Origin of the sequence: Streptomyces sp. NPDC020192 (genome assembly GCF_044388685.1) — a bacterium.
Taxonomy (GTDB): domain Bacteria; phylum Actinomycetota; class Actinomycetes; order Streptomycetales; family Streptomycetaceae; genus Streptomyces.
Genome location: NZ_JBIRXG010000049.1, coordinates 13328 through 35096 on the forward strand (window position 1 = coordinate 13328; position 21769 = coordinate 35096).

Consider the following 21769-nt stretch of genomic DNA (forward strand, 5'->3'; position numbering starts at 1 on the left):
ATCCACGCGTTCGTGCTAACGTCAGCGACGTTGCTGTCCTGGGTATCCTCGCCAAGCTGCTTCCGGTAGCGGTTTCTTGCAGGAAAGGTGGACCATGCTCGACGGTGAAGTGCCGTTCTTCGATCTGCAGGCATCACAACCTCTGGCGGAGCTGGCAGCGGCGGTGCAGACCGTGCTCGCCTCCGGCCGCTTCGTCGGCGGCCCGGAAGTCGAGTCCTTCGAGCGTGAATTCGCGGAATTCACCGGCGCCCGGCATTGCGTGGGCGTCTCCAGTGGTACCAGCGCGCTGCAGGCTGCGCTGCTCGCGTGCGGCGTCGGCCCCGGCGACGAGGTCATCACGTCCGCGGCCACCTTCGTGGCGACCGCGGCAGCGATCGTCCACACCGGCGCCACTCCGGTCTTCGTGGACATTGACTCGCAGACACGCACACTGTGCCCGGCCCGATTGGCCGACGCGGTGACCCCCAGAACCCGTGCGGTGGTCCCCGTCGACCTCTATGGGCACCCGGCGGACGCGGACGCGATCCGCCGGATCGCGGACCGCTTCGATCTGGCGGTTGTGGCGGACGCCGCTCAGGCGCACGGCGGTGTCTATCGGGGCCGCCGGGTCGGCACGCTGGCGGACGCCACGTGCTTCAGTTTCTATCCGTCCAAGAACCTCGGTGCGCTCGGTGACGCTGGGGCCGTCACCACCGACGACCCGTACATCGCGGAACGCATACGCCGGATGCGTGACCATGGCCGTGGCTCCTCGCGTGACTCCTGCACCGTCGCGGGACACAACTGGCGGCTGGATGCCATCCAGGCGGCCTGCCTGCGGGTGAAGTTGCGGCACTTGCAGGAGTGGGTGACGGCTCGTCGCGAGATCGCTGGATGGTACGGCCGCGAATTGGGCGGCTACGGGGGACTGCTGCCCCGGCCTTCGGCCGATGTCGAGCATGCCTTCCACCTCTTCGTGGTGCGGCACCGCGAACGCGACTTCCTGCGCAAGGCGCTGGCCGTCGCGGGGGTCGCCACCCAGATCCACTATCCGCGAGCGGTTCACCAGATGGAGCCCTTCATCCGCTACGCACCGCGCGAACCTGGTTCCCTCAGCGGGGCGGAACAGCTCGCCAAGGAGTGCCTCTCGCTGCCGCTGTACCCAGGCATGACGCCCGCTCAGGTCCGGAGGGTCGGGCAGGCGGTCGCGGAGGCGCTGCCGAGCTGATCCGTGGGCCGGAGGCCGCCGGTCCTCCGCTGCCGACCCCGTGGACACCAGCGGCACGGGAAACACGCGTCCGCCGGCCCCGGCCGTGCTCACCGTGCCTCCTGGCGGCTCAGCTCCAGCCTGCTGGCGGACAGCGTGCCCGCGGCCTCGTCCACCACCACTTCCAGCGGGGCCGGCCGGCTCAGGAACCCTATAAGGCTGGCCGTGAGGCCGTAGGCGCCCACGTTGGGGAAGACCACGGTGTCCCCGGAGCGGTAGGTTCCCGCCGGCGCCTTTCGTCCGAGCACGTCGGCCGGTGTGCACAGCGGCCCGACCAGTGTGGCGGTGGAGGTGCCGGTTGCCTGCGCCCCCAGGGGCAAGGCCTCCGGCCGGAGGAGCCTGCCAAGACCCGCCATTCCTCCCAGGTGGTTGATGCCGGAGTCGAGCAGTACGAACTCGGCTGCCCCGACCCGTTTCGTCTCCAGCACGGTGCACACCAGGCTTCCCGCGTCCGCGGTGAGATATCGCCCGGACTCGAAGCAGACGAGAGGATCGCCGTTCCTCCATCCCGGCAGGTGCTCGTCGAGAGCGGCCTCCAGCCGGGGACGCAGGGTGGGGTAGCCGGGTCGGTCACCGGGGCGGGCATAGGGCGCCGCGAAGCCGCCGCCGAGGTCGACGGTGGCCACCGGTGTCCGGCGGCGGATCTCCGCTGCCTGGGTGATGCTGGCGAGAAACGTCGTGAACAGCGCGTCCTCGTCGCGGGCGCTGCTGACCGGAAAGAAGTGCAGACCGGTGACGCAGGGCGAGTCCAGCAGGTTCTGGGACGGCGCGGTGCCGAACTGGCTCGCCCCTCCGGTCATCCTCAGGCCCACCGCGCCCGCCGATCCCGCGTTGACCCGCAGCAGGCACTCAACGTGCGCTCGTCGGTGCGCTGCGGCATCGCAGACCCGTTCGAGGTCGGCTTCCGACTCCACCGAGAAGCGGAACACTCCGTGGCCGAGGGCCGCCACGATCTCGGCGGGGCTCTTCGCAGGACCGGTGTAGAAGCATTCGGGGCCGGCGAAGCCGGCTTCCCTCGCCACTGTCAGCTCCCCTTGCGAGCTGACCTCGGCATGGCAACCGCCCTGCCGCAGCAAGGCGGCGATGCGCGGATGAGGGTTGGCCTTCAACGAGTAGTACAGCCTGCTGGGCTGCGGCAGCACGGCTCGCAGGTCGCGCAGCGCGGCGGCCACACGGTCGAGCCGGTAGACGTACAGCGGAGTGCCGAAGCGCGCGGTGAGTTCCCCGATCGTGTCCATCACGGTCTCTCCTCGGCCAGGGCCCGAAGAGCAGGACGGTCGATCTTCCCGTTCACCCCGCGGGGCAACGAGTCGAGGACGCGGACCGCCCCGGGGACCTTGGCCGGTTCGAGCAGGCTCCGCAGGGCGCGCCGCACCGCGTCGGCCGTCACATCGCCCGCGACGTACAGGGTTGCGCGGCCGCTCCGAGGTGGCGGCACCGCTCCCGCCTCCATCACACCGGGGACTTGCCGCGCCGCGCGTTCGATCTCCAGCAGACCCGTGCGCACACCGTTCGATTTGAAGCGGTCGTCGCGGCGGCCGTGGAAGTACAGATATCCCGCCGTGTCCAGGTGACCGTAGTCGCCGGTGTGCATCGACCGCTCTCCGCTCTGCGGGTCAACCCGGAAAGCCCGATCCGTCAGTTGGGGGCAGCGCCAGTACCCTGCCATCAAGTGGGGACCGCTGACGACGATCTCTCCCACCGCCAGCGGCGGCAGCGTCCGGCCGTCCTCCCCGACGATGCGGATCGCCGTTCCCGGCAGGGCGCTCCCGACCGATCCCGGCCGCGTCAGGTCACCGTCGGGTTCCATGATCGACACCCGCTTGCATTCGGTGGTCCCGAACATCAGTTGTACCTGAGCTCCGGGGAAGGCGGCCCGCAGCGCGGCGCAGTCCGCTGTGGTCAGTTCCTCGCCGGTGTTCGTGAACAGACGCACCGCCGGGCGGGGACCGCCGCGCCCGCCGAGCTTGACCAGCATTGCCGCCAGGGCCGGTACCACAGGCACCACGGTGGCCCCGGTCCGCCGGACTGCGACGAGCAGCCGCGCGTCGTCGTGCGGGCCTGCCAGGACCAGTTCGGCCCGGGCGTATGCGGCGAGGAAGATCTGGTACAAGCCGTAGTCGAAGGACAGTGGCAGCCGGTTGAATACCACGTCCTGTGCCCGGTAGCGCAGACGGCTGGCGATCGAGGACGTCGCGAAGAGGACCGGCCCGTGCGGGCACACCACCGCCTTGGGCCTCGCGGTGCTGCCCGAGGTGTACATCAATAGCGCCACGTCATCGGTACGGATGCGGGTCCCGGGCGGATCCCCGCTGTCGGCTGCGGGAGCGGCACAGACGCTCTCCAGGCGCTGGGTCGGCCAGGGCGCGGTATCTCCGGGAGCGGGGCCGTCCGTGACGACCAGCGCGGGCTCCGAGTCGGCGAGGATGTGGCGCCGCTCGTCGGCCTTCAGGGCGGGGTTGAGAGGGACGAAGGCCGCACCGATGCGGGAACAGGCGTACATGAGCGCGGGCAGCCGCCGGTCCGGCACGGCATCTGCGACGACCCGGTCCCCACGGCTGACGCCGTGCCGGGCCAGCCGCCAGGCCGCGGCGCGGCTCAGCCGGTCCAACTGGGCGTAGGAGAGGACTGACTGGCTGTCCCGCACCGCTGTGGCCTCGGGGCTCGCGGTGGCTGCCGCGTCGAGCAGCCCGTGAATCGCCTCCACCTTGCGGATACTCCTCTCGTTGTCGCCTTCCGGCGCGGAATCCGCGGCCGGGCCTACCTGGGGCACCGTGCAGACGCGGACGGCGATCCCCGGGTCCCGCGGACTCCGGGCGCCGTCCCGCCGCCTGACGATCCGGCGGCCGTTCACCAAGTGGCCGTCCGCCGCCGGGGCCTGGCGTCGTACGCCGCGGATTCGTAGGCCGCCAGCAGGTCATCGGTGACGAAGTCGCGCACGTGGTAGTGGAAGGGGTCGGTGATCCGAACCCCCCCTATCGTCAAGCGCAACTCGTCGTCGAAGGAGTGATCGACGTAGTCCCGCCACTCCCGTGCGGTGGGCGGGACGTGGGGCCAGCCTTGTAGGCAGGCCTTCATGTGGACGAAGCGCGGACAGCCGGGCACCACACTGACCGCCTCGTCCTCCAGGCCCGTGTCGCGCAGCGCTATCAGGAACGCACAGTCAGAGGAGAAGGGCACGTCCGGGCGCCCGAAGTGGCGCGTCGCGGCCTGCACCCAGTCTTGTTGGTTGCGCTGCATAGCGGCGAACAACGTCTCGGCCTTGGCTCCTGCCCTGAAGTACAGGAAGCCGTTGTGCAGGTCGGGGAGCCCGGCTGCGTACAGATCGGTGCGCAGGGGATTGTCCTGGATCGGTTCGCCGCGGAATGTGACGGCCGTGCCGCCCACGATGTCGCGGGCCGCCAGGTCGTCCCACCACGAGGAGACGTCGTCGAAGAACAGCATGTCCGCGTCCAGGGTGACCGTCTGAGCGTACGGCGTGAGGTCGTAGAACCTGGTGAAGGTGTCGACCCTCCAGGCCGGGTCGACATGCGGCGGGCGCTCGTCGGAGACGGTGATCACATGGTCGAAGGCTTCCCGGTAGGCGTCAGGGAGCGGCTGTCCTGCCGGGACGACGACGCTGAGCCGGTTCACGGCGCTTTGGGTGCGCTTGATGGACAGCGCAAGGCAGTAGGCCATCCTCAGGTAGTTGGTTCCGCCGCTGTTGAAGGCGTGTGTGAGGTATCCCCGCATGGTGTGTCAGCTCCGTCTCAACTCGAACGTACGGCGGTTCGGCGTGCCAGGGCCTCGAAGGTCTCCGAACGGCGGTCGCCGAACGGGGCGACCACGATTTCGGAGGCTCCCGCTGCGATGCGCTCCTCCATCGCCGACAGGACGTCGCGGACCGTACCGACGGCGGCCACCTTGCGCACCAGCCCGGCTGGGACCAGTCGCGCGGCCTCGCGGAGTTCACCGGTGGCGGCCGGCCAGCCGAGAGTCCCGCGAAGCCGCGCGACGAGTTCCGGATCGGCACCGCTGTGCGCCGCGATGTGCGGCTGTTGGACGAGGTAGCGCGTGAGGACCACGCGCATCGCGTCCACCGCTGCCCTGGGGTCCTCTTCGTCCACCATGCAGGCCACCAGTTGCGGCATGTCCAGCGGTGCCGGGGACGACTGCCGGGCCGTCAGCGCGCGGGGCGCAGTCCGGGAGAGGTAGCCGACCGGCAGGAAGAAGTCCAGGAGCACGCCGTCCGCGATACGAGCGGCGAGTTCGAGCATCCGCGGTCCGACGGCGGCGAGGTATACCGGAACGGGATACGTGGCGCCGGCCTCGTCCTCCACGCCGTCGAACCTGATCCGCTCGACGTCGACATATTCTCCATGGGAGGTCGCCGTCCCTCCGGCGAACAGCGTCCTGAGTACTCCGACGACCTCCTCCATAGCGGTGAGCGGACTAGCGGTGGGCACCCCGGTTCGGGAGGCGATCGGCTCCCACCATGCGCCCAGGCCCAGTCGGACGCGGCCCGGCGCGAGCTGGTGCAGCGTTTTCCAGGTCATCGCCAGGATGGCCACATTGCGGGTCCTGAAGGGGACGATCCCGCTGGACAGGTAGCAGCGATGGGTCGCGGACGCGGCAAGCGCCAGCTGTGTCACGGCGTCCCGGCGCAGCCGGCCCTCGCCGACCCACAGCCCCCGGTATCCCAGCTCCTCCAGCCGCACCGCGTCGCGAGCCACCTCGGAAACCTGGGCGGCGGACAGCGTGGCGGACATGGGCAGCGCCAGTCGGGCAGTCACCGGCTCCACTCTCCTTTGACGTCGGTCAGCGCGTGTACGGTGCGTGAAGGGGGGCGAGAGCACAGCACCAGCAGCTGCCCCTCATGGTGCCGGCTGCGCAGTTCGCCGGAGTGATAGCCCACGGTGAGCTGCTGGTCGACGTCGAGTCCTGCCGATTCGACCAGGGACCGGAAAGTGCGGTGGGTGAACCCGTGGAAGTAGCCGCGGAGCCGGCGTCCGCCGTGCCGGGTCTTATAGAGCTTGTCGGCCGCCTCCAGTCGCGGGTCAAGCAGTGATTTCCCGACGTCCCACCACGTGCCCGGCAGCGACCGCCGATAGCCTGCGGCCTCCCCGCGGTGCAGGATGTTGATCGCGTCGATGACGAGCCGTCCGCCCGGCTTCAAGACGCGGTGCATCTCTCGCAACGCCTGCCGCCGCTCCGCCTGTGACGTCAGGTAGCAGAAGGAGAAGAAGAGACACACTACGAGGTCGAACCGGGCATCGGGAAAGGGCATGTCGTTGAGCGGCGCGTTCACCACCTCCTCGAAACCGCCGTTCCGCCCGGCCAGCTCGCACATGTTCCGGCTCGCGTCCAGGCCGCAGGCACGCGCCGTCGGCAGGCGGGTGGCCAGCCTGCCCCATCGGCTGCCCGTCCCGCAGGCGGCGTCCAGCACGTCGAGCGCGGCGCCGTCGGGCCGCGGCGCGACCCAGTCCCCGACAATCGCGTCGACGGCGTCGTTGTACCGCAGCCGGCGGCGCACGACCGTGGCGTCGTACTCCCCGGCGATGGCCTCGAACCTGGTCCGGACGACCGCGTCCCGGAACTTCTTGCCGCGCGTCACGGCCGCACCTCTGATCCACCGGCTGTCCCCGGACCGGTCAGCACCGTGTGCACGGCGCGCTCCAGGCTCTGCGAGGTCAGCCCTCCGTGGCGGGTCAGATAGCCGGCCACCGAGCCGTGACCGCGCTCCACGTCAAGCAGCAGCTCGCGCATGGTCGCGGCCACCGTGGCCATCCCCGCTGTCCGTGCCCGCTCGTCCGGGCGGCCGACCCATGGCGGGGTGGCTCCCGCGACGACGCTGCGACGGTGCAGCCGGCCTGTCAGCGCGTGGTCCCGTGCCACGTCGGCGAGCCGGACCCCGAGCGCGCGCAGCACGAGGCCGCACACCACCGACGTACGGTCCTTGCCCAGGGTGCAGCACACCAGGACAGGAGTGCTTCCGGGCGTTGCGAGCAGGTCGACCACTGTGGCCGCCACCGGAGCCGCGACCGGCAGCATGGAGCGGTAGTAGGCCAGGTAGCGGTGCGGACCGGGCACTGGGACACCGCGAAGGACCGCCCGGCTCACCGACACCGGGCAGTGCTCCGTCGCCGCGTACTCCCCGGTGAGGGGTCGGGCAGCGCGTTCTGCCGGGTCCCGGAGGTCGACCACCGTGCCCGGGCGGCGGGTTGCCGAGACGGCGGCAACGCCCGCCGCCGAAGCGCGCAGGAGCATGCCGCCTCTCACGCTCAGGCCGGCCGTGCCCCGAAGGCCGAACAGGTCCCGCGCGTTCCCCGCGTCGCCGATCACGCGGCTACCGCCGCTGGGGTGCTGCCGGTTCACGACCGGGCCGTCCCCTGCTCGGACCACGGGCGGTAGCCGAGCACCTGCCGGACCACCGAGGTCGCGTAACCGCCGGAGGTCAGGAAGAAGCTCAACGTGGCGCGGAATCTCCCAGGATGCGCTTCGTCGGAGGCGCTGTCCAGGACATCGATCACCGTCTGTAGCACGGTCGGCCGCTCGGAGACGCCGCGGGTGATGCCGGTGGGTGTGAGCTCGTAGCGGTTGTACGGAAGGCTGCTCCTGGCGGACAGCAGCCGGGTGGCGTCCTCCGCGGCGTGCAGCCACCGGTATTCGAGCCCGTCGACGTACGTCGGGTACTGCGACTCCCGGCAGTGCGCGGACACCTCTTCCATGAGGGCCGAGTTCCACTGGTGCGAAGCGTGGGCAGCCAGGTAGAACGAGCTCTTACGCGGGTCCTCGGCACGGAAGTAGTCGGCCGGGTCGCCCGTCCACGACGCAGCCCCGCGGCTCTCCGGTGCGTTGAGTCGCACGACCTCGCCGAGAGCGGTCTCCCAGTCACCCTTCAGCAGCGCCCGCCCGACGAGGTGGGTACGTTTCGGCCCGGTGGGCACGCCGAAGCGCTGAGTGTCGTAGTAGTTGAGTGTGAAAGCGTTCATCCTGCGGTGCCCAGCCAGCGATTCGGCGTGGCCGCCGGGTAGGTTGCGTACCACGATGCGGAAGCTGTTGCCGGGCAGCCCGCCGATCCGCAGCGCCGTGCGGCCGTACCCGTAGTGGCGGGCGGTCATCCAGCGGTCCCCGGACGAGTGGCGGAACTCGGCGGCCGCCTCGAAGGAGCCGGCCGGAACGGCGAGGAACTGCTCGGTGACGCCGTCCTCGTCCTTGCGCCCCGCGTAGGTGACCTGGCTGCTGTCCACCCGGCACGCGGCGGCAAGCAGCTCCACCGCCTCGGTCGTGGTCAGCCCGCGCTTGCGCACTGTCAGGTACTGGAAGGGGGCACTGGCTCCTTCTGCGAGTTCGAGCACCAGGGCCTCACGGACCAGGAAGTCCTCATGGACGTGTTTGATGACGGGGGCAGGGTCCTGTGTCACGGTGACTCCTGTGGTAGGAGGATGCGGAAGCGTGCGGTGTGCTCGACCAACCGGTTCGCATCCAGGTCACCCGCTCGCTGCCGGCTCGATGCGTGCCCCCAGGGCGCTCAGGGCGCCGAGGAAGTCGGCGTAACCGCGCGCCAGGTGACCAAGACCGCCGATCACCGTACGACCGGGCACCGCGAGAGCGGCGAGGACCAGCACGGCCGCAGCGCGCAGGTCACGGGCGTGGAGAACGTCGTCGGTCGGGGTGGGCCGCCATGGGCCGCGAGCGATGAGGAAGCGGCCGTCGCGCCGCAGTTCGGCTCCCACCTTGCGAAGTTCGTCCGCGTAGCCCAGCCGCCCCGGCCAGACGGTTTCCTCCAGCCGCGAGACACCGTCGGCGAGGCAGCTCAGAAGGGCGAGGAAGGGCTGGCTGTCGCTGTACGCCCCGTGTGAGCCGATCACCGCGGTGACGGGGCGGAGAGTGCCCTGCGGGCGGACGACCACCGCGTCGGCCGATATCTCAGCCGACAGCCCCATCCGGTCCAGCACTCCGAATTCCGGCGACAGGGCGGCCACGGCGCGGTCCATCCCCGCCCCCGCTATCCGCAGTCCGTCGGGGCAGGCTATGACCGCGGCCGACATCCAGGTGACCACCTCGATCAGGTCGGGCAGCAAGCGGTGCCGAGTGTCCCGGGTCAGGGCGTCCAGGCCGCCGCTGACCAGCACCGTCCCGGGCTCGGGAGAGTCCACCGCGGCGCCCATCGCGGTCAGCACGTCGATCATGTCGGTGACGTCGGGCTTCGGGTAGAGATTGCGCAGTGCGGTGGTGCCCTCGGCGGCCGCTGCGGCGAGCAGGGCGAACTTCGACGCCCCGGAGTAGCGGGGGCCTGTGGCGCGCGCACGGTCGTCCGTGAAGTCGAGCAGGTCGATGCTGCATCCGCGCAGCCGCGGAGCCGACGCGGCGAGCCCGCCGTCCGGCAGGACCCGCGCCTGGGCGCCGAAGCGCTCCAGGACTTCCGCGTAGTGCCGGACGGGCCGGGAGCCTCCGTCCGTGCCCCCGATCCGGCAGCCGCCAGCCGGCGGCATCTGCACCGCGCCGGTGTGGGCGAGCACTGCGGGGGCAAGGTAGACCGACCCGTGCACCGCGGCGACGTCCGCGGGAGCGAAGTCCCCGGCCGCGGCGAAGTCGCCGCGGGCCACGGTCAGGCAGTCCCCGGCGCGTTCGACTCTGCGGCCCGCGCCCTGGATCAGTCGGGTCAGGACCGCTGCCTCGGCGATGTCGGGCACGTTCTCCAGGCGTATCTCGCCGGCGCCCACGCAGGCCATCGCCAGCGCGGTCACCAGCGAGTGCTTGAACCCGGGGACGACAACCCTGCCGCCGAGCGGATGGCCGCCGTGCAGCACCGAGAGATCGGCGCGTCCGCTCACCGGTCCACCCCCCTGGTGGTGCGCACCGCGTCACCTTTGCGGTTCAGCACGTGCACGAGGTCGGCGACGTCCGGCTCCCGGAGTGTGAGGTCCTTGACGACGGCCTGGCCGGACACGGCGGCGATGACCTGGGCCGCGGAGACGTCCTGGGTGCGGAACTTCAGGGTCTGTCGGGGGCCGTCTACCGAGACCAGGCGCGCGCCGGGCACGTCGAGCGGGTCACGCACCTCGGTGAGATCGACGACCATGGTCCGTTCCAGGCGGTGCGCGTCGAACAGGTCCTGGATCGGCCCGTCGCCCACGACCTGGCCTGCGGAGAGCAGGATCAGCCGCGAGCACATATGTTCCAGATCGTCCAAATCGTGGGTGGTGAGCAGGATGGTCACACCGCGGTCGCGGTTCATCACGGTCAGGAAGTCGCGGATCTTCTGTTTTGCGACCACGTCCAGACCGATCGTCGGCTCGTCGAGGAACAGCAGCTTCGGGCCGTGGATCATCGAGGCCGCCAGCTCGCCCCGGATGCGCTGGCCCAGGCTGAGCTGGCGCACCGGCGTACTCAGCAGGGAACCGAGGTCGAGGATGTCGACCAGTTCTTCCAGGCGCTCACGGTAGTCACGCAGCTCCGTCCGGTAGATGTACCGGAGCTGCTCGAAGGAATCGGACAGTGGCAGGTCCCACCAGAGCTGGTTGCGCTGCCCGAACATCGCGCCCACCTGATAGGCCACCGAGCGGTCACGGAACGGGTCGCGGCCGTCCAATTCCACCCGGCCGCGCGTCGGGCTGAGGATGCCGGTGAGCATCTTGATGGTCGTCGACTTACCGGCGCCGTTGCCGCCGAGGTAGCCGACGAACTCCCCGGCACCGATGTCGAAATTCAGCTCCCGCACGGCGTGCACCACGGTGTACGTACGCCGCCAGCGCGAGGCTTTCTTGCGGACGGTGAAGTCCCGGGACACGTCGTTCAATCGGATCAGTGGCATATGTCATCCTCCCGCGCTGCGGTATCGCCTGATGGATGTCTGCCATACGGCGGTCGCCGCTGCAGAGGACGCCAGCGCGACCAGCGCGGGCAGGAAGACCGCGGTGTTTGCCTCCCACCCCACGTCTTTGCCGAGCACGTAGGCAACAGGGCCGTAGGAGACGAAACCCACCGGGATCACGAAGGTCACCAGCTGGCGCAGCCAGGAGGAGTAGATGTCCAGCGGATACTGGGCCAGGAACTGCGTGCCGGTACTGAACGTGTTGACGAACTCGCCCGCGCCGTCCACCAGGAAGGAAATGCAGGCGCCCACGACCCACACCGACCCGAGGATCACCGCTCCGCCCAACACCGCGGACAGCAGGACCGCGGCACGTGCCGGTGTCCATGCGACATGCAGGAAGCCGCCACAGAGCAGTACGGCGAGCACGATGGCCGCCTGAAGCAGCCGACCGCACCGGCGGAACATGAAGTCGCTGGCCAGCAGTTGGAAGAACGCCGAACGGGGCCGCATGAGCAGGGAGTCGAAGGTGCCGTCGCGGACGAGTTGGGGAAGAGTGTCGAGGCTGCCCAGCACCATGTCGGCGATCGCGTAGGACAACGCGGCCGACGCATACAGGAGGCACACCTGGGCGGCGGACCACCCGCCGACCGATTGGACGTTGTGGAACAGCACCAGAATCGCAGCGAAGTCTAGGGTGGTGAACAGGAACGTCCCGGCCACCGAAAGCAGGAACCCCGCGCGGTACTGGGCTTGTGAGCGGACCTGGAGGCGGATCAGCCGCAGATACACACCGACGGTGGACATCAGCGTCAGCCTCCCTGCACGACGAGGTGGCGACGGCCCCGCGCGTAAACGATCCGGCCGCACGTGAGAAGCCCGAGGACCCAGGCGAGTTGGGTGGCCAACTGCCGCATCGCGTCCCAGCCCTGCGCGGCACCGGTGAAGATCTCGATCGGGATCTGCACCATGCCAGGAAACGGCGTCGCAGCGGCGATCGCGTGCAGCCAGCCGGGAAAGAAGCTGACCGGGACCACGAAACCAGAGAACACGTTCGTCACGATGACGGCAACGAGCGCCACCCCCCGTGGATCGAGCAGCCAGAAGGCGGTGAGGCCGTAGAGGAAGCGGAACAGGAAGCCGATGGCCACGGCAAGCACCAAACTGGCGGTGAACGCCACCCACATGGCCGCTGTCGTGGGACAGACCAGGTCGGAGATCAGCGCGCCGATGACCACGGGCGGGATGCCGCGGTAGAGGGTGTGGTAGGCGGCGCGCCCGTAGTCCGCGGCAAGGTACATCAGCTGTGGGTCGATCGGTCGCTGAAGATCGGTGACGATGTCCCCGGACTGGATCCGCTGGGCGAACTCGCTGCTGCCGTAGATCTGGACGACCGTCATCAGACCCTGGGTCAGCCAGACGTAGGTGAGCGACTGTGCCTGCGAGAAGCCGCCGACGACCGACCGTTCGGTGAACAGGGCGGTCATTACGGCGCTGCGCAGCAGACCGAAGACCACGTTGGTGAACAGGCCGGCGAGCGCGGCCACCTGATAGGTTGAGTATTTGCGGAACTCGCCGCAGGCGATATTCCAGTGTCGACGCACGTCTCTTTTACTCCTGCTGCGGTAGTTCCTGGTGCGGTAGCTCGTTGAGTCTTTCCAGCCGCCACGGTGCCGTTCCGTCCCGTGAAATCCAGCTGGTGACACTGGCGTACCGGATCTCGGGTTCGGCCTCCCGTCCCGTCGAGGGGCCGCCGAACAGCTTCAGGGACTCCTTGATCACGCCCCCGTGGGTCACTATCACCGTGGTTCGTCCCTGGTGTGCGCGTGCGATGCTCCTCAGGGCCCGTCGGCACCGCAAAGAGAATCCCAGCCAGCTCTCCGCACCGGACGCCACCGTCACGTAGGGTGAGCGCACCTCAGGCAGGTCGGCGGCAGGGCCGCCGTCCGCCTGTCCCCAGTGCACGTCGCACAGGTCGCACCGTTGCAGGACCGGCAGGCTCCCGTTTCCTACGGCCGGGGCGATGAGCTGCGCGGTCTCGGCGGCGCGGGGGAGGAGGGACGTCAGCAGCAGCTCGGCGTCGGCGAGTTCGCCGCTGGCAAGGAAGCTGCCACGGAGCGCCTCCGCCTGCTCGCGGCCGCGCGGGGTCAGGCCGGTGCACCCGTGGTGGCCACCCAGCACGCCCTCGACGTTGGCGCGCGCCTCCGCGTGCCGGATCAGTACCAGCCGGGTGCGCCGTACTGACGCCGGCATCAGATGTCCCTCTCGACGAACGACTCGACCGCGGAGACTATGCTGGACACCGAATCGAAGACCTCAGGGGTGAGCTGCTCGTCCGGGATCTGGATGTCCAGCTCCTCCTCCAGGAGGACGATGAGTTCCACCAGCCCCAGTGAGTCCAGCCCCAGTTCCAGCAGCGGCTGGTCGGGAGGCACTTCGTCGCCGGGTTGCAGGAGTTTGGCGCACCGGCGTACTGCGTCAGTGACGACTGAGGCCAGATCCGCTTTGTCGCTCATGATCCACCCTCTTCGAAGGCGTGCTGATAGGCGCGTACGGTCAGGTGCCGGAAGAAGCGGTGTATCCACGTGCGGGAAGCGCGGCCCGCCGTGATCTCCGCCACCGCCGCCGCGAACGTCAGCGCGGGGTCACAGACGTCCACCGGCTCGCGCAGATCGACCAGTTCCGCGACCTTCTCCCGCAGCAGCGGATTGCCCGTGAGCCAGCGCTCGACGGGCTTGTGGTCGTTCGAGCCGTTCTCCACCGGCAGCCGTGCCGGGTGGAGGTCCGGAGCGTGGCGTTCGTAGAGACGGGAGTAGAAGCGGTTGCGCAGGTGCCATCGCGGCGGCAGTGACAGGGCGAAATCGGTTACGCCGGCTTCCTCGAAGAGCGAGAAGTGCGGCAGCGTGCTGAACTGGTGGAACAGGCCGCAGCGCCGGACGGATGGGTTCATACAGTGGAACCAGAAGCCCTGTTTGCGCTGCAGGACGGAACCGCCGATCTCTGCGAGCTGCAATCGGACAGCCGCGGCGATCCTTTCTGCGGCCTGGGCGCCAAGGGGTTCCAGAGCGCACATGCTGACCAGCTCGGCGGCCAGCTGCCCGTCGTCGTCGGGTCCGCGGGAGGCGCGAGGACTCCAGTTGCCCAGCAGGTGGTCCCCGAGGTGCCCGGACATCAATCCGGCCATCGGTGGCAGCGCCCGCAGGAGGTCTTCCCGCCCGGTCAGGTACTTGCACCATTCGAGGTCGGCCATGGGCTGGTGGTCCACCGACTGCCTGAACAGGTCGGGAAAGCTCCGGTTGCTGCCAGGGAAGTGCAGAGCCAAGCCCAGCCGCTGCGCGACGGCGCCGGCGACGCGGGCGGCGTCCGACTGCCGCTCGCCGAAGAAGTAGGGGAAGACGCGGATGCCGGCCTGCCGGCAGAGTACCGCGGTCAGCCGCGAGTCCATGCCTCCGCTCAGGCCGAGCAGGACCGTGCCGTTCGCCCCGAGTTCGCTGCGCACCCGGTCGGCGGAGGTGGTCAGGAGCGCCCAGCACTCGTCCACCGCGTCGTCGAGGTCCCGATCCGGACGGCGACTGCTGTCCATCGTGTATCGCCAGAACCGGTCGACCTTCGCTCCGTCTGGCCGGAGGGTCAGCGTGCTGCCTGCCGCGAGCCGTCGCACTCCTCCGGCGAACGTTTTGCCGCCGACCATGAGCCCGAGAGCCGTGAACTCCTCCGCGGCGGCGGTGTCCAGACGCCGAGCCGCGCCGGGCAGGCCACGGACGAGGGCCGCGAAGGCGTCGCCGACCGCGAACCGTGCACCGTCGTGCCAGTAGTAGACCTCGTGGCTGCCCAGGTGGTCGGTGAAGGCCACAGCTGTCCGCTCCGCAGCGGTCAGGTAGACCCCCGCGTAGCGCCCCCGGATCTGCCTCCAGCCCTTGAGAAGTGGGCCGCTTCGGCACAACTTCAGTACGCCGTCCAGGTCGAGACCGGTGTCCGGGTGCAGTGTGCCCTCGAAGACCAGCACGTCGCGGCCGGGCGTGCCGAGGACCCGGGCCGCTTCGCCGACGACGGCCGACACACCTGGGATGCCCCGGAATCTCCCACCGGACTCGCTGCGCACCAGAAACATGACGTCTACACCGCCGAGGGGGCCAGCACCCGCGGCACCGAGGCAAGAGCACGGAGCCGTTCGATCAACGCGGTCACCTCGTACGCCTCGCCGATCCGGTGTCCGCGGCCCGCCATGATCTCCGAGTACACCGTGCTATGGAGGCCCGCGTAGTTGTCGGAGAAGTCGGCCGCCGTCCGCCCGTTTACGGTGATCGACCGTGCCGCCTGCCCTGTCGAGCCGGCCGGCAGGTCCTCCGCGCGGCTGGACAGCAGCCAGTCAACCTCCACCGCATCGAAGCGGATGACCCCGCAGGCCCGGTCACCCTCGTCACTGAAGGACACCTCGGACAGGTCCGTGGGCGCACCGAAGATCCAGACCAGGCAGTCGAACAGATGGATGCCGAAGTTGAAGAGGATCGTCCCGCTTCGTGCCTGGTCGCCTTTCCAGGACACCCGGTACCAGGGACCGCGTCTGGCGACGTAACGGGCCTCGATCCGCAGCGGTTCGCCCGTCTCGCGCTCGTCCATCCGCTCCTTGAACGCCACCAGCGCCTCGTGGTAGCGCAGTTGCAAGATCGGGTGAATCCTGCGCCCGGTCCTCTTCTCCAGCTCGCCGAGGCGGTCGATCCCGTCGAGCACCAGGACCGGAGGCTTCTCGACGATCACGTCGACGCCGGCCTCCGCGCCCATCACGCAGTACTTCTCGTGGGTGTCGCTCGGTGTACAGATCACCAGGTAGTCGATTCCGTTGCCCGGGTCGCGTACGAACTGCTCGAAGCGGTCGGTGTCCAGGAAGAACTCGGCCTGCGGGAAGTAGTTGTCCAGGATGCCCACGGAATCTGAGATGTCGTGCGCTGCGACAAGCGTGCCGCCGATGTGCCGCATCGCGTCGAGGTGGCGGCGTACCACGAACCCTGCAGCGCCGACCAGAGCGAACCGGGGACTGTTCTTTGTCATGATGACGTCGTTCTCCAGGTCTGAACCGGGGCGTACCCGGATGCCCACGCGCGGACGTCGGAAGCGGTGAGCAGGCGCACGGCGCGGCCGTCGAACTCCGCCAGCCGCCGTGCGGTCTCCGCCCGCCGCTGCTCGACCCCGAAAAGGGCCTTGGCTAGCGGATGGGTACGGCGGAACAGGCCCCGCAAGGACTCGCGGTTGCCGTTCCAGAGTTCCTGCCGGGCCAGCACCCGGCGGAAGGTACGTCCCGTGAGGCGCCGCGCGAGTGTCCACCGCGGCAGGTCCAGCCACACCACGCAGGACGCGCGGTGCCACAGCAGGTCCGCGACCTCAGTGTAGGCGGCAGAATCGGCCACCCAGCCTGGGTCGCGGGTCAGCCGGTCCACATCGGCGGCGAACTGCGCACGCACCGACCAGCCCGGCCCGTGCCGCAGTTCGTCCATGTCGATCAGGCGCAGCCCCAGCCGCTGGGACAACTCCCTGGCGAGCGTGGTCTTGCCGGCTCCGCACATGCCCACGACCAGCATGTTCGCCGGACCTTGGCCAGTCATGACGCCCCTCGCACGGCCGGCGGGGCGACGAAGTGCGCAAGAAAGAGCTTGCGCGAGTGTTCCCCGGTAATCGGCGGAACGGCGTGCCAAGCGTCTTGCGTACGGGCCATCAGCACGGAGGTGCCCATGCGCGGAAAGACCTCGACCGCGCAATCGTCGATGTCGGGCCCCCGCAGCAGCCGGAGTGCCCCGGACCACTCCGGCTGCCACCGCTCGTTCAGGTAGAACAGGTGGGTGACCAGTTTGTCCGGACGGTCCACATGCGGCTCGATCCAGTCGTCCTGGTCGTAGCGCACCAGGCGGATGTCGAGTACGGCCTGGGTGAGGTCGATACCCATGAGCTGCTGGACCACGCCGCGGTAACCGGCGCCTGTGATCTCGTCCAAGAGCCGACGCCACACGCCGGAGAGTCTGGCGATGTTGCCGGGCACCGGGGTCCCGCCGTCGACCAGTTGCATGTTGTGGGCCCGGTACTGCTTTTTGCCCTCGGAATTCTCCATGCGCACGTCGTAGTGGAAGCCGGTCGCCGGGAAACCGGCGGAGATGGCCTCGCAGCTGCCGGGGGTGAAAGTCTCGGCACAGACCACATGGGGATAAGGGTCGGTCGCCGGCGAGGAAGCGGCCAGCCTCGCCATGTCGATGATCGTTGCCGCCACCGTCCGGCCTCTCATCCTTCCGCCCTTTCGGGCTCTGCTCCGGCGACCGCCGCGCGCCCGTTCGCCAATGCGCCGAGCACCGATCGGACGGCCGCCAGAGACGGCGTCGCGATGCGCATCCCGCCCGCGAACCCCTCCAGCCCGTTCAGCGACCGGATGCGTATGCCCGCCGTCGCGAGGACGGAGGTGATCCAGGCGGCGGTCTCCTCGGGCGCGTCGAAGGCCACGAAGTTCGCCGCGCTCGGCCGCGCGACACAGCTCGGGTCGAGCCGCGTCAACCCGCTGCTCAACAGCTTGCGTGCCGCGGCGACTTCGGCGTATGCGGCGGTGAAGATCCACGGCGCCCGCAACGCGCCCGCAAGCAGCGCAAGAGCGGGGCCGGAGACCATCCCTTCCACGTTCCACCTGGCCAGGTGGTCGATGAGCGACTCGTCACCGAGAACCGCACCGACTCTCGCCCCGGCCAGCCCGAAGCTCTTGGAGAAGCTCTGGACTCTTAGCGCGTGTCCCTCGCCGGCGAGCGGGGATACGGTCTGCTCTCCTGACTCGGCGAAGGCCAGATAGCAGGTGTCGACAACGAGCAGACTGCCGTGCTCGGCCGCGGCGGACGACAGCGCGGCGATCTCGTCTTGCCGGTAAGCATGCCCTGTGAAGCTGTCGGGCTGTGCCACGGCCACCACGCAGGGGCCCTTCGCACGCATGCGCGCGATGAGCGCTCCGACCCCGACCGGGCCTCCGGAGGGTTGGGATTCGGCATCCACCTCCACCCCCAGCCGCAGGCACGCCCTGGTCCAGGCGTCGAAATGCGGTGTGGCGATCACCAGGCGGCCGGCAGGCTGGACGAACGCCTCGCAGATCAGTTGTATCGCGTGGTCCGTTCCCGGAGTGAGCAGGACGCGTTCACACGAGTGGCCGAACCGCTCCGCCACCCTCTCTCGCACCTCGCCCACGAGCGGGTACTCCACCACAGCTGACGGGTCGAGATCCCGCAGGGTGCGGGCGTGCAGTTCACCAACAGCCGGGCTGAGCAGCTCACAGCTCTTGAGGTTCAGCTGTCCGAGCAGATGCCCCCGCTGCGGCCGGGCCACCGCGTCGACCAGCCGATTGGTCGCGATCCGCTCGGTCATGAGGGTGGCACTCGGAGCTGTCACGGCGCACCGCCCACGCCAACAGAGGCGCCGCGCGCTGGGGCGTGCCGGGGAATGCGCTCGAACACCTCGGTCAGGTCGTCGCTCCGGCCGAAGAGGATTCCGTACGCTCGCCGTCTCTCCTCAGCAGTGGACCTGCCGCCGTCCAGGATTATCTGCCTGTTGTGCAGCGCGATGTCCTGCATGGTCATGCCCTCGGTAAGGCGTTCGTTCGGGCAGTACATCGTGGGGCGCGTCCGCACACCCAGGCGCTTGAGAGCAGAGATGGTCTCCTCCGCGCTCGCGGCGTTCGTGCCCGGAAGGCCGACGATCACGAAGCAGTTCAACTCGATGCCGGCGCGGTCGCACCAGCCGGCCAGGTCCGCCACGGCCTCGTCGGCCTTCCGTTTCAGCCGCGGCAGATGCGCTGCTCCGCGGGCGTCGAGCGTCTCGACACCGACGCTGATGCGGACGCAGCCGGACCGGCCCATCAGGGCCACGAGTTCCTGGTCGAGGTGGTGGACGGTGGTGGCGCATTTCCACGGGTACCGGGAACCACGGGCGATGAGTTCGTCGCAGAGCTCCGTCACCCATACGCGGTCGAGCGTGAAGGTGGGCGCGTAGAAGGACACGTACTCGAACGGCATGGCCGTGAAGCCGTCCTCGATGTAGCGGATCACCCGGTCGACAGATAGACGCCGGTCGCGGCGTCCGAACACGGCGGGCACCTCGCAGAAGTCACATCCGATCGGGCATCCGCGTGCCGTGGGAACGACGAGCTCTCGCCGGTGTGGTATTCCGCAGAACTTGTTCTGATCGTCCCGGTACAGCTCGTCGTAGCGCTCGTAGGGAATCTCGGTGATATCGGGCAGCACCCATTCGGCCGGGCTCAGCATGCGCCCCGCCGATTCCGGCGCTTGCCACTGACCGTCTATCCGCAGTTCCACACCGTGGACGCTGCCGGCGTCGATCGAACCGTCGCAGTAGCCGAGGAAGTCCAGGACGCCGCTCTCGTAGTCGCCGGGGCCCACGATTCCGTCCAGATCGAGCGCGCGGAAGAGCCCGGGCTGCATACCGCTGAGCCGCCCGAAGGTGACGATCCTGGAATTCGGTGCGACCTCCCGGACATACGTCAAGAACCGGGGCAGCCCGTCGACCCCGTCAAGATCGTTCATGACCGCGACGACGTCGTATTCGTGCTGGAACAGGTGGTCGGCGACACGCTTCCAGGTGATCGACTCGACGGAGTAGTCCATGACGTCGACATGTCCCACTCCGGGGCGGGCGCGGAGATATCCGGCGACTGAATACAGCGGCGTGTGGTGCCCCGCGTTGAAGTAGCTCAGGATCTGCGGGGCCCAGGTCACCAGCACCCGACTGCCCCCAATGTCGGCGCTCTCTGCCACTGATGCCCACTCCCCCCTCTTGGCTTGACAAAACCATCGAGAACGCATCTGTCATTCCCGAGAATTTCGATGTCCTGTGTTTCTGTCCAAGTGAGCGAAATATGGATTCGAAGCGCTTCAACAGCGAAGCATGAGCAGATGCGGAGTGTCAACTCTTGTGTACGCACAGAGCGCGTGTTAGCGTGCCCGAACTGCACGAATGTACCTATACAAGCTGTCGAACGCATTCGATGACTCGGACATCCCCGGCAATCCTCTCAAAGGTGGTAGCACTCTAATTGCGGGCGGTTCTTGTCGACTGCTCTCGGAAAAGCGACGCAGTGGCGTCGCGGTCATGTGTGCGAAGAATCCGTAGTCGACCGTGATCAAGTGATTGGCCATTCGCGTTAGAGGGGAGACCACGGGTGAGACGGGCAACGAATGTCAGTGTTCCGTTCCGGGCCGGACGACCCCGCAGCGGTCCGCTTACCTGGGCTCAGCGGGCCGGCTGGAGCCGGCGTCTGAGGGAGCCGACCGGGCCCGACGCTTTCGCCCTGGCATGCACCCTTCCGGTGGACGGCCGGACCGTCGAACAATTGCTCGGGATTCTGGAACACGTGGTGGAGCGGCATGAAGCGCTCCGTAGCAGATTCCTGGTAGACGCCATGGGGCAGCCCTGGCAGGACGTCCTCGCCGCCGGTGAAATGACGGTGGAATTCAGGGAATTCGACCCCGATGAGAGCTCGGACCCCGTGGCCCAGGCCCAGTCGGTGGCCGAGGAGTTGAGGCACCAGGCCGGTGACGTCGAGAACAGTTTCCTGACCTACGCCTGTGTCATCACGGTGGACGACGCGCCGGCTCAGCTGGCGCTGGCTGTCTCGCACTTCTTCGCGGACGGGACCAGCGTCGACATCCTGTGCCGGGAAATCGCGTCCCTGATCGCGGGCAACACGCTGCCCGAGCTTGACCACGCCACGTGGCGGCCCATCGACCAGGCGCTGCACGAGAGCTCCCCGGAAGGCCGGAAGTTGAGCGAACGGGCACTGCGTTATTGGGAGAAGAACCTGGCCGAGGGGCCGGCCTCGATGTTCCCCGAACGACGCGCGGAACACCCCGAACCCCGGTTCACACAGATAGAGATGTTCTCCCCCGCGTTGGCGGTCGCCGTGCAGGGGCTGGCTCGGACCCTGGAGAGCACCGCGACGACGGTGACACTGGCGCTGCTGTGCTCGTCCCTGAGCCGAGCGCTGGGGACCACGGAGTTGATGTTCGAGTTGATTTCGAAGAACCGCTGGCAGCGCGAGGCCGAGGATGCGGTCTGCAACATCGCCCAGAATTCCCTCTTCCGGTTGTCCCTGGACACCGGGCGTGGCCAGGGCTTTCCCGATGTGGTCCGTGCCACCGCGCGTTCTGCCCTACTCGCGCAGCGCCACTCGCGTCACGACCCCGCTCCCCTCGACACCATCGTGGAGACGGTTGGCGACCGGCGCGGCCTGACGGTCGAACGCTCCTGCTTCTTCAACTTCACCGCCGACCTGCCCGCTGAGAACCACGCCGGCCCGCTTGGGAGTCCTGGCGGCCTTCTGCCGGCGACCACCGTCCGTACCGGGTCACGCTTCACGTCCATCGGTACCAAGTTCTTCCTACGAGTCGGCGGAACGAGCGCCGGGCTGTACCTTTCTTTGCTGGTCGACTTGGACTACCTGCCGCTCGATGACGCCACCGCTTTGCTGTGGGACATCGAGCAGCTCGCGGTGGTGGAGCACGGCGCTCTGGTGGGATAGCGGCCGGTGGGACGGCCGCGGGCGCAGCGCGCTTGCGAGTTCGACGAGGTTGTCCTTGTTGATAAGAACTCCTATCGCAATGAGTCTTTTCCAACCTGCGCCGGTGGCTGTGCAGGGCAGCAATCGCCGGGCTGCTCCCGGGCTCAACTTCCCTCGGAATCCAGCCGCTCAGCGG

Annotated in this window: 21 protein-coding genes; 2 read left to right on the top strand and 19 right to left on the bottom strand. The window is 68.7% G+C overall.

Annotated features, from left to right (window positions below; all coding sequences use genetic code 11):
* Positions 1 to 94: 94 nt before the first annotated feature.
* Positions 95 to 1207, top strand: coding sequence for a DegT/DnrJ/EryC1/StrS family aminotransferase (locus tag ACH47Z_RS43240; protein WP_399084823.1), 1113 nt, complete (start codon positions 95 to 97; stop codon positions 1205 to 1207).
* An 89-nt stretch (positions 1208 to 1296) separates the two neighbouring features.
* Here the strand turns inward: ACH47Z_RS43240 and ACH47Z_RS43245 are convergent, their stop codons facing one another.
* The 19 genes from ACH47Z_RS43245 to ACH47Z_RS43335 form a co-directional block, all read right to left on the bottom strand.
* On the bottom strand, positions 1297 to 2484 hold the full coding sequence (locus tag ACH47Z_RS43245) for an alanine racemase (RefSeq protein WP_399084826.1): 1188 nt from the start codon (positions 2482 to 2484) through the stop codon (positions 1297 to 1299).
* The gene (locus tag ACH47Z_RS43250) at positions 2484 to 3953 is read right to left on the bottom strand and encodes a class I adenylate-forming enzyme family protein (RefSeq protein WP_399084829.1); all 1470 of its coding nucleotides are present in this window, start codon (positions 3951 to 3953) and stop codon (positions 2484 to 2486) included. Before ACH47Z_RS43250 ends, ACH47Z_RS43245 begins: the two co-directional genes overlap by 1 nt.
* A gap of 143 nt (positions 3954 to 4096) precedes the next feature.
* Entirely contained in the window at positions 4097 to 4978 is an 882-nt protein-coding gene (locus tag ACH47Z_RS43255; RefSeq protein WP_399084832.1) for a hypothetical protein, read from the bottom strand.
* 17 nt (positions 4979 to 4995) lie between these two features.
* Positions 4996 to 6018, bottom strand: a complete 1023-nt coding sequence (locus tag ACH47Z_RS43260) for an LLM class flavin-dependent oxidoreductase (protein ID WP_399084835.1) — start codon at positions 6016 to 6018, stop codon at positions 4996 to 4998.
* Positions 6015 to 6839 (bottom strand): class I SAM-dependent methyltransferase, encoded by an 825-nt coding sequence (locus ACH47Z_RS43265; protein ID WP_399084838.1) that lies wholly within the window; start codon positions 6837 to 6839, stop codon positions 6015 to 6017. Before ACH47Z_RS43265 ends, ACH47Z_RS43260 begins: the two co-directional genes overlap by 4 nt.
* Entirely contained in the window at positions 6836 to 7600 is a 765-nt protein-coding gene (locus ACH47Z_RS43270; protein ID WP_399084841.1) for a tyrosine-protein phosphatase, read from the bottom strand. Before ACH47Z_RS43270 ends, ACH47Z_RS43265 begins: the two co-directional genes overlap by 4 nt.
* Positions 7597 to 8649 carry a tRNA pseudouridine(13) synthase TruD gene (gene truD, locus ACH47Z_RS43275; protein ID WP_399084844.1) on the bottom strand — a complete coding sequence of 351 codons (1053 nt, stop codon included), beginning with the start codon at positions 8647 to 8649 and terminating at the stop codon, positions 7597 to 7599. The genes ACH47Z_RS43270 and truD overlap by 4 nt, the downstream gene beginning before the upstream one ends.
* A gap of 66 nt (positions 8650 to 8715) precedes the next feature.
* Entirely contained in the window at positions 8716 to 10062 is a 1347-nt protein-coding gene (locus ACH47Z_RS43280; RefSeq protein ID WP_399084847.1) for a hypothetical protein, read from the bottom strand.
* Positions 10059 to 11042, bottom strand: a complete 984-nt coding sequence (locus tag ACH47Z_RS43285) for an ATP-binding cassette domain-containing protein (RefSeq protein WP_399084850.1) — start codon at positions 11040 to 11042, stop codon at positions 10059 to 10061. Before ACH47Z_RS43285 ends, ACH47Z_RS43280 begins: the two co-directional genes overlap by 4 nt.
* Before the next feature lie 3 nt (positions 11043 to 11045).
* Entirely contained in the window at positions 11046 to 11849 is an 804-nt protein-coding gene (locus tag ACH47Z_RS43290) for an ABC transporter permease (protein ID WP_399084853.1), read from the bottom strand.
* A 5-nt stretch (positions 11850 to 11854) separates the two neighbouring features.
* Positions 11855 to 12646, bottom strand: a complete 792-nt coding sequence (locus tag ACH47Z_RS43295) for an ABC transporter permease (RefSeq protein WP_399084856.1) — start codon at positions 12644 to 12646, stop codon at positions 11855 to 11857.
* Positions 12647 to 12653: 7 nt separating this feature from the next.
* Entirely contained in the window at positions 12654 to 13295 is a 642-nt protein-coding gene (locus tag ACH47Z_RS43300; RefSeq protein WP_399084859.1) for a histidine phosphatase family protein, read from the bottom strand.
* On the bottom strand, positions 13295 to 13558 hold the full coding sequence (locus ACH47Z_RS43305; protein ID WP_399084862.1) for a phosphopantetheine-binding protein: 264 nt from the start codon (positions 13556 to 13558) through the stop codon (positions 13295 to 13297). The genes ACH47Z_RS43300 and ACH47Z_RS43305 overlap by 1 nt, the downstream gene beginning before the upstream one ends.
* A complete protein-coding gene (locus ACH47Z_RS43310; protein ID WP_399084865.1) occupies positions 13555 to 15153 on the bottom strand; it encodes a hypothetical protein in 1599 nt (532 codons plus the stop codon). The genes ACH47Z_RS43305 and ACH47Z_RS43310 overlap by 4 nt, the downstream gene beginning before the upstream one ends.
* 5 nt (positions 15154 to 15158) lie before the next feature.
* A complete protein-coding gene (locus ACH47Z_RS43315; protein WP_399084868.1) occupies positions 15159 to 16091 on the bottom strand; it encodes a Gfo/Idh/MocA family protein in 933 nt (310 codons plus the stop codon).
* Entirely contained in the window at positions 16088 to 16642 is a 555-nt protein-coding gene (locus tag ACH47Z_RS43320) for a shikimate kinase (RefSeq protein ID WP_399084871.1), read from the bottom strand. The genes ACH47Z_RS43315 and ACH47Z_RS43320 overlap by 4 nt, the downstream gene beginning before the upstream one ends.
* Positions 16639 to 17298, bottom strand: coding sequence for a 2OG-Fe(II) oxygenase (locus ACH47Z_RS43325; RefSeq protein WP_399084874.1), 660 nt, complete (start codon positions 17296 to 17298; stop codon positions 16639 to 16641). Before ACH47Z_RS43325 ends, ACH47Z_RS43320 begins: the two co-directional genes overlap by 4 nt.
* A gap of 11 nt (positions 17299 to 17309) precedes the next feature.
* Positions 17310 to 18425, bottom strand: coding sequence for an aminotransferase class I/II-fold pyridoxal phosphate-dependent enzyme (locus ACH47Z_RS43330; protein WP_399084877.1), 1116 nt, complete (start codon positions 18423 to 18425; stop codon positions 17310 to 17312).
* Between the two features lie 20 nt (positions 18426 to 18445).
* Complete coding sequence (locus tag ACH47Z_RS43335; RefSeq protein ID WP_399084879.1) at positions 18446 to 19879, bottom strand: B12-binding domain-containing radical SAM protein; 1434 nt, start codon at positions 19877 to 19879, stop codon at positions 18446 to 18448.
* 503 nt (positions 19880 to 20382) lie between these two features.
* Between ACH47Z_RS43335 and ACH47Z_RS43340 the strand changes: the two genes are divergently transcribed.
* Positions 20383 to 21594 carry a condensation domain-containing protein gene (locus tag ACH47Z_RS43340; RefSeq protein ID WP_399084882.1) on the top strand — a complete coding sequence of 404 codons (1212 nt, stop codon included), beginning with the start codon at positions 20383 to 20385 and terminating at the stop codon, positions 21592 to 21594.
* The last annotated feature ends 175 nt before the right edge of the window (positions 21595 to 21769 follow it).

Bases quoted from the DNA above. Each gene is read 5' to 3' on its own strand.
- ACH47Z_RS43300 (WP_399084859.1), bottom strand. From the start codon at position 13,295: ATGCCGGCGTCAGTACGGCGCACCCGGCTGGTACTGATCCGGCACGCG.
- ACH47Z_RS43315 (WP_399084868.1), bottom strand. From the start codon at position 16,091: ATGACAAAGAACAGTCCCCGGTTCGCTCTGGTCGGCGCTGCAGGGTTC.
- ACH47Z_RS43240 (WP_399084823.1), top strand. From the start codon at position 95: ATGCTCGACGGTGAAGTGCCGTTCTTCGATCTGCAGGCATCACAACCT.
- ACH47Z_RS43285 (WP_399084850.1), bottom strand. From the start codon at position 11,042: ATGCCACTGATCCGATTGAACGACGTGTCCCGGGACTTCACCGTCCGC.
- ACH47Z_RS43305 (WP_399084862.1), bottom strand. From the start codon at position 13,558: ATGAGCGACAAAGCGGATCTGGCCTCAGTCGTCACTGACGCAGTACGC.
- ACH47Z_RS43330 (WP_399084877.1), bottom strand. From the start codon at position 18,425: ATGACCGAGCGGATCGCGACCAATCGGCTGGTCGACGCGGTGGCCCGG.
- ACH47Z_RS43245 (WP_399084826.1), bottom strand. From the start codon at position 2,484: ATGGACACGATCGGGGAACTCACCGCGCGCTTCGGCACTCCGCTGTAC.
- ACH47Z_RS43320 (WP_399084871.1), bottom strand. From the start codon at position 16,642: ATGACTGGCCAAGGTCCGGCGAACATGCTGGTCGTGGGCATGTGCGGA.
- ACH47Z_RS43255 (WP_399084832.1), bottom strand. From the start codon at position 4,978: ATGCGGGGATACCTCACACACGCCTTCAACAGCGGCGGAACCAACTAC.
- ACH47Z_RS43335 (WP_399084879.1), bottom strand. From the start codon at position 19,879: ATGCGTTCTCGATGGTTTTGTCAAGCCAAGAGGGGGGAGTGGGCATCA.
- ACH47Z_RS43310 (WP_399084865.1), bottom strand. From the start codon at position 15,153: ATGTTTCTGGTGCGCAGCGAGTCCGGTGGGAGATTCCGGGGCATCCCA.
- ACH47Z_RS43290 (WP_399084853.1), bottom strand. From the start codon at position 11,849: ATGTCCACCGTCGGTGTGTATCTGCGGCTGATCCGCCTCCAGGTCCGC.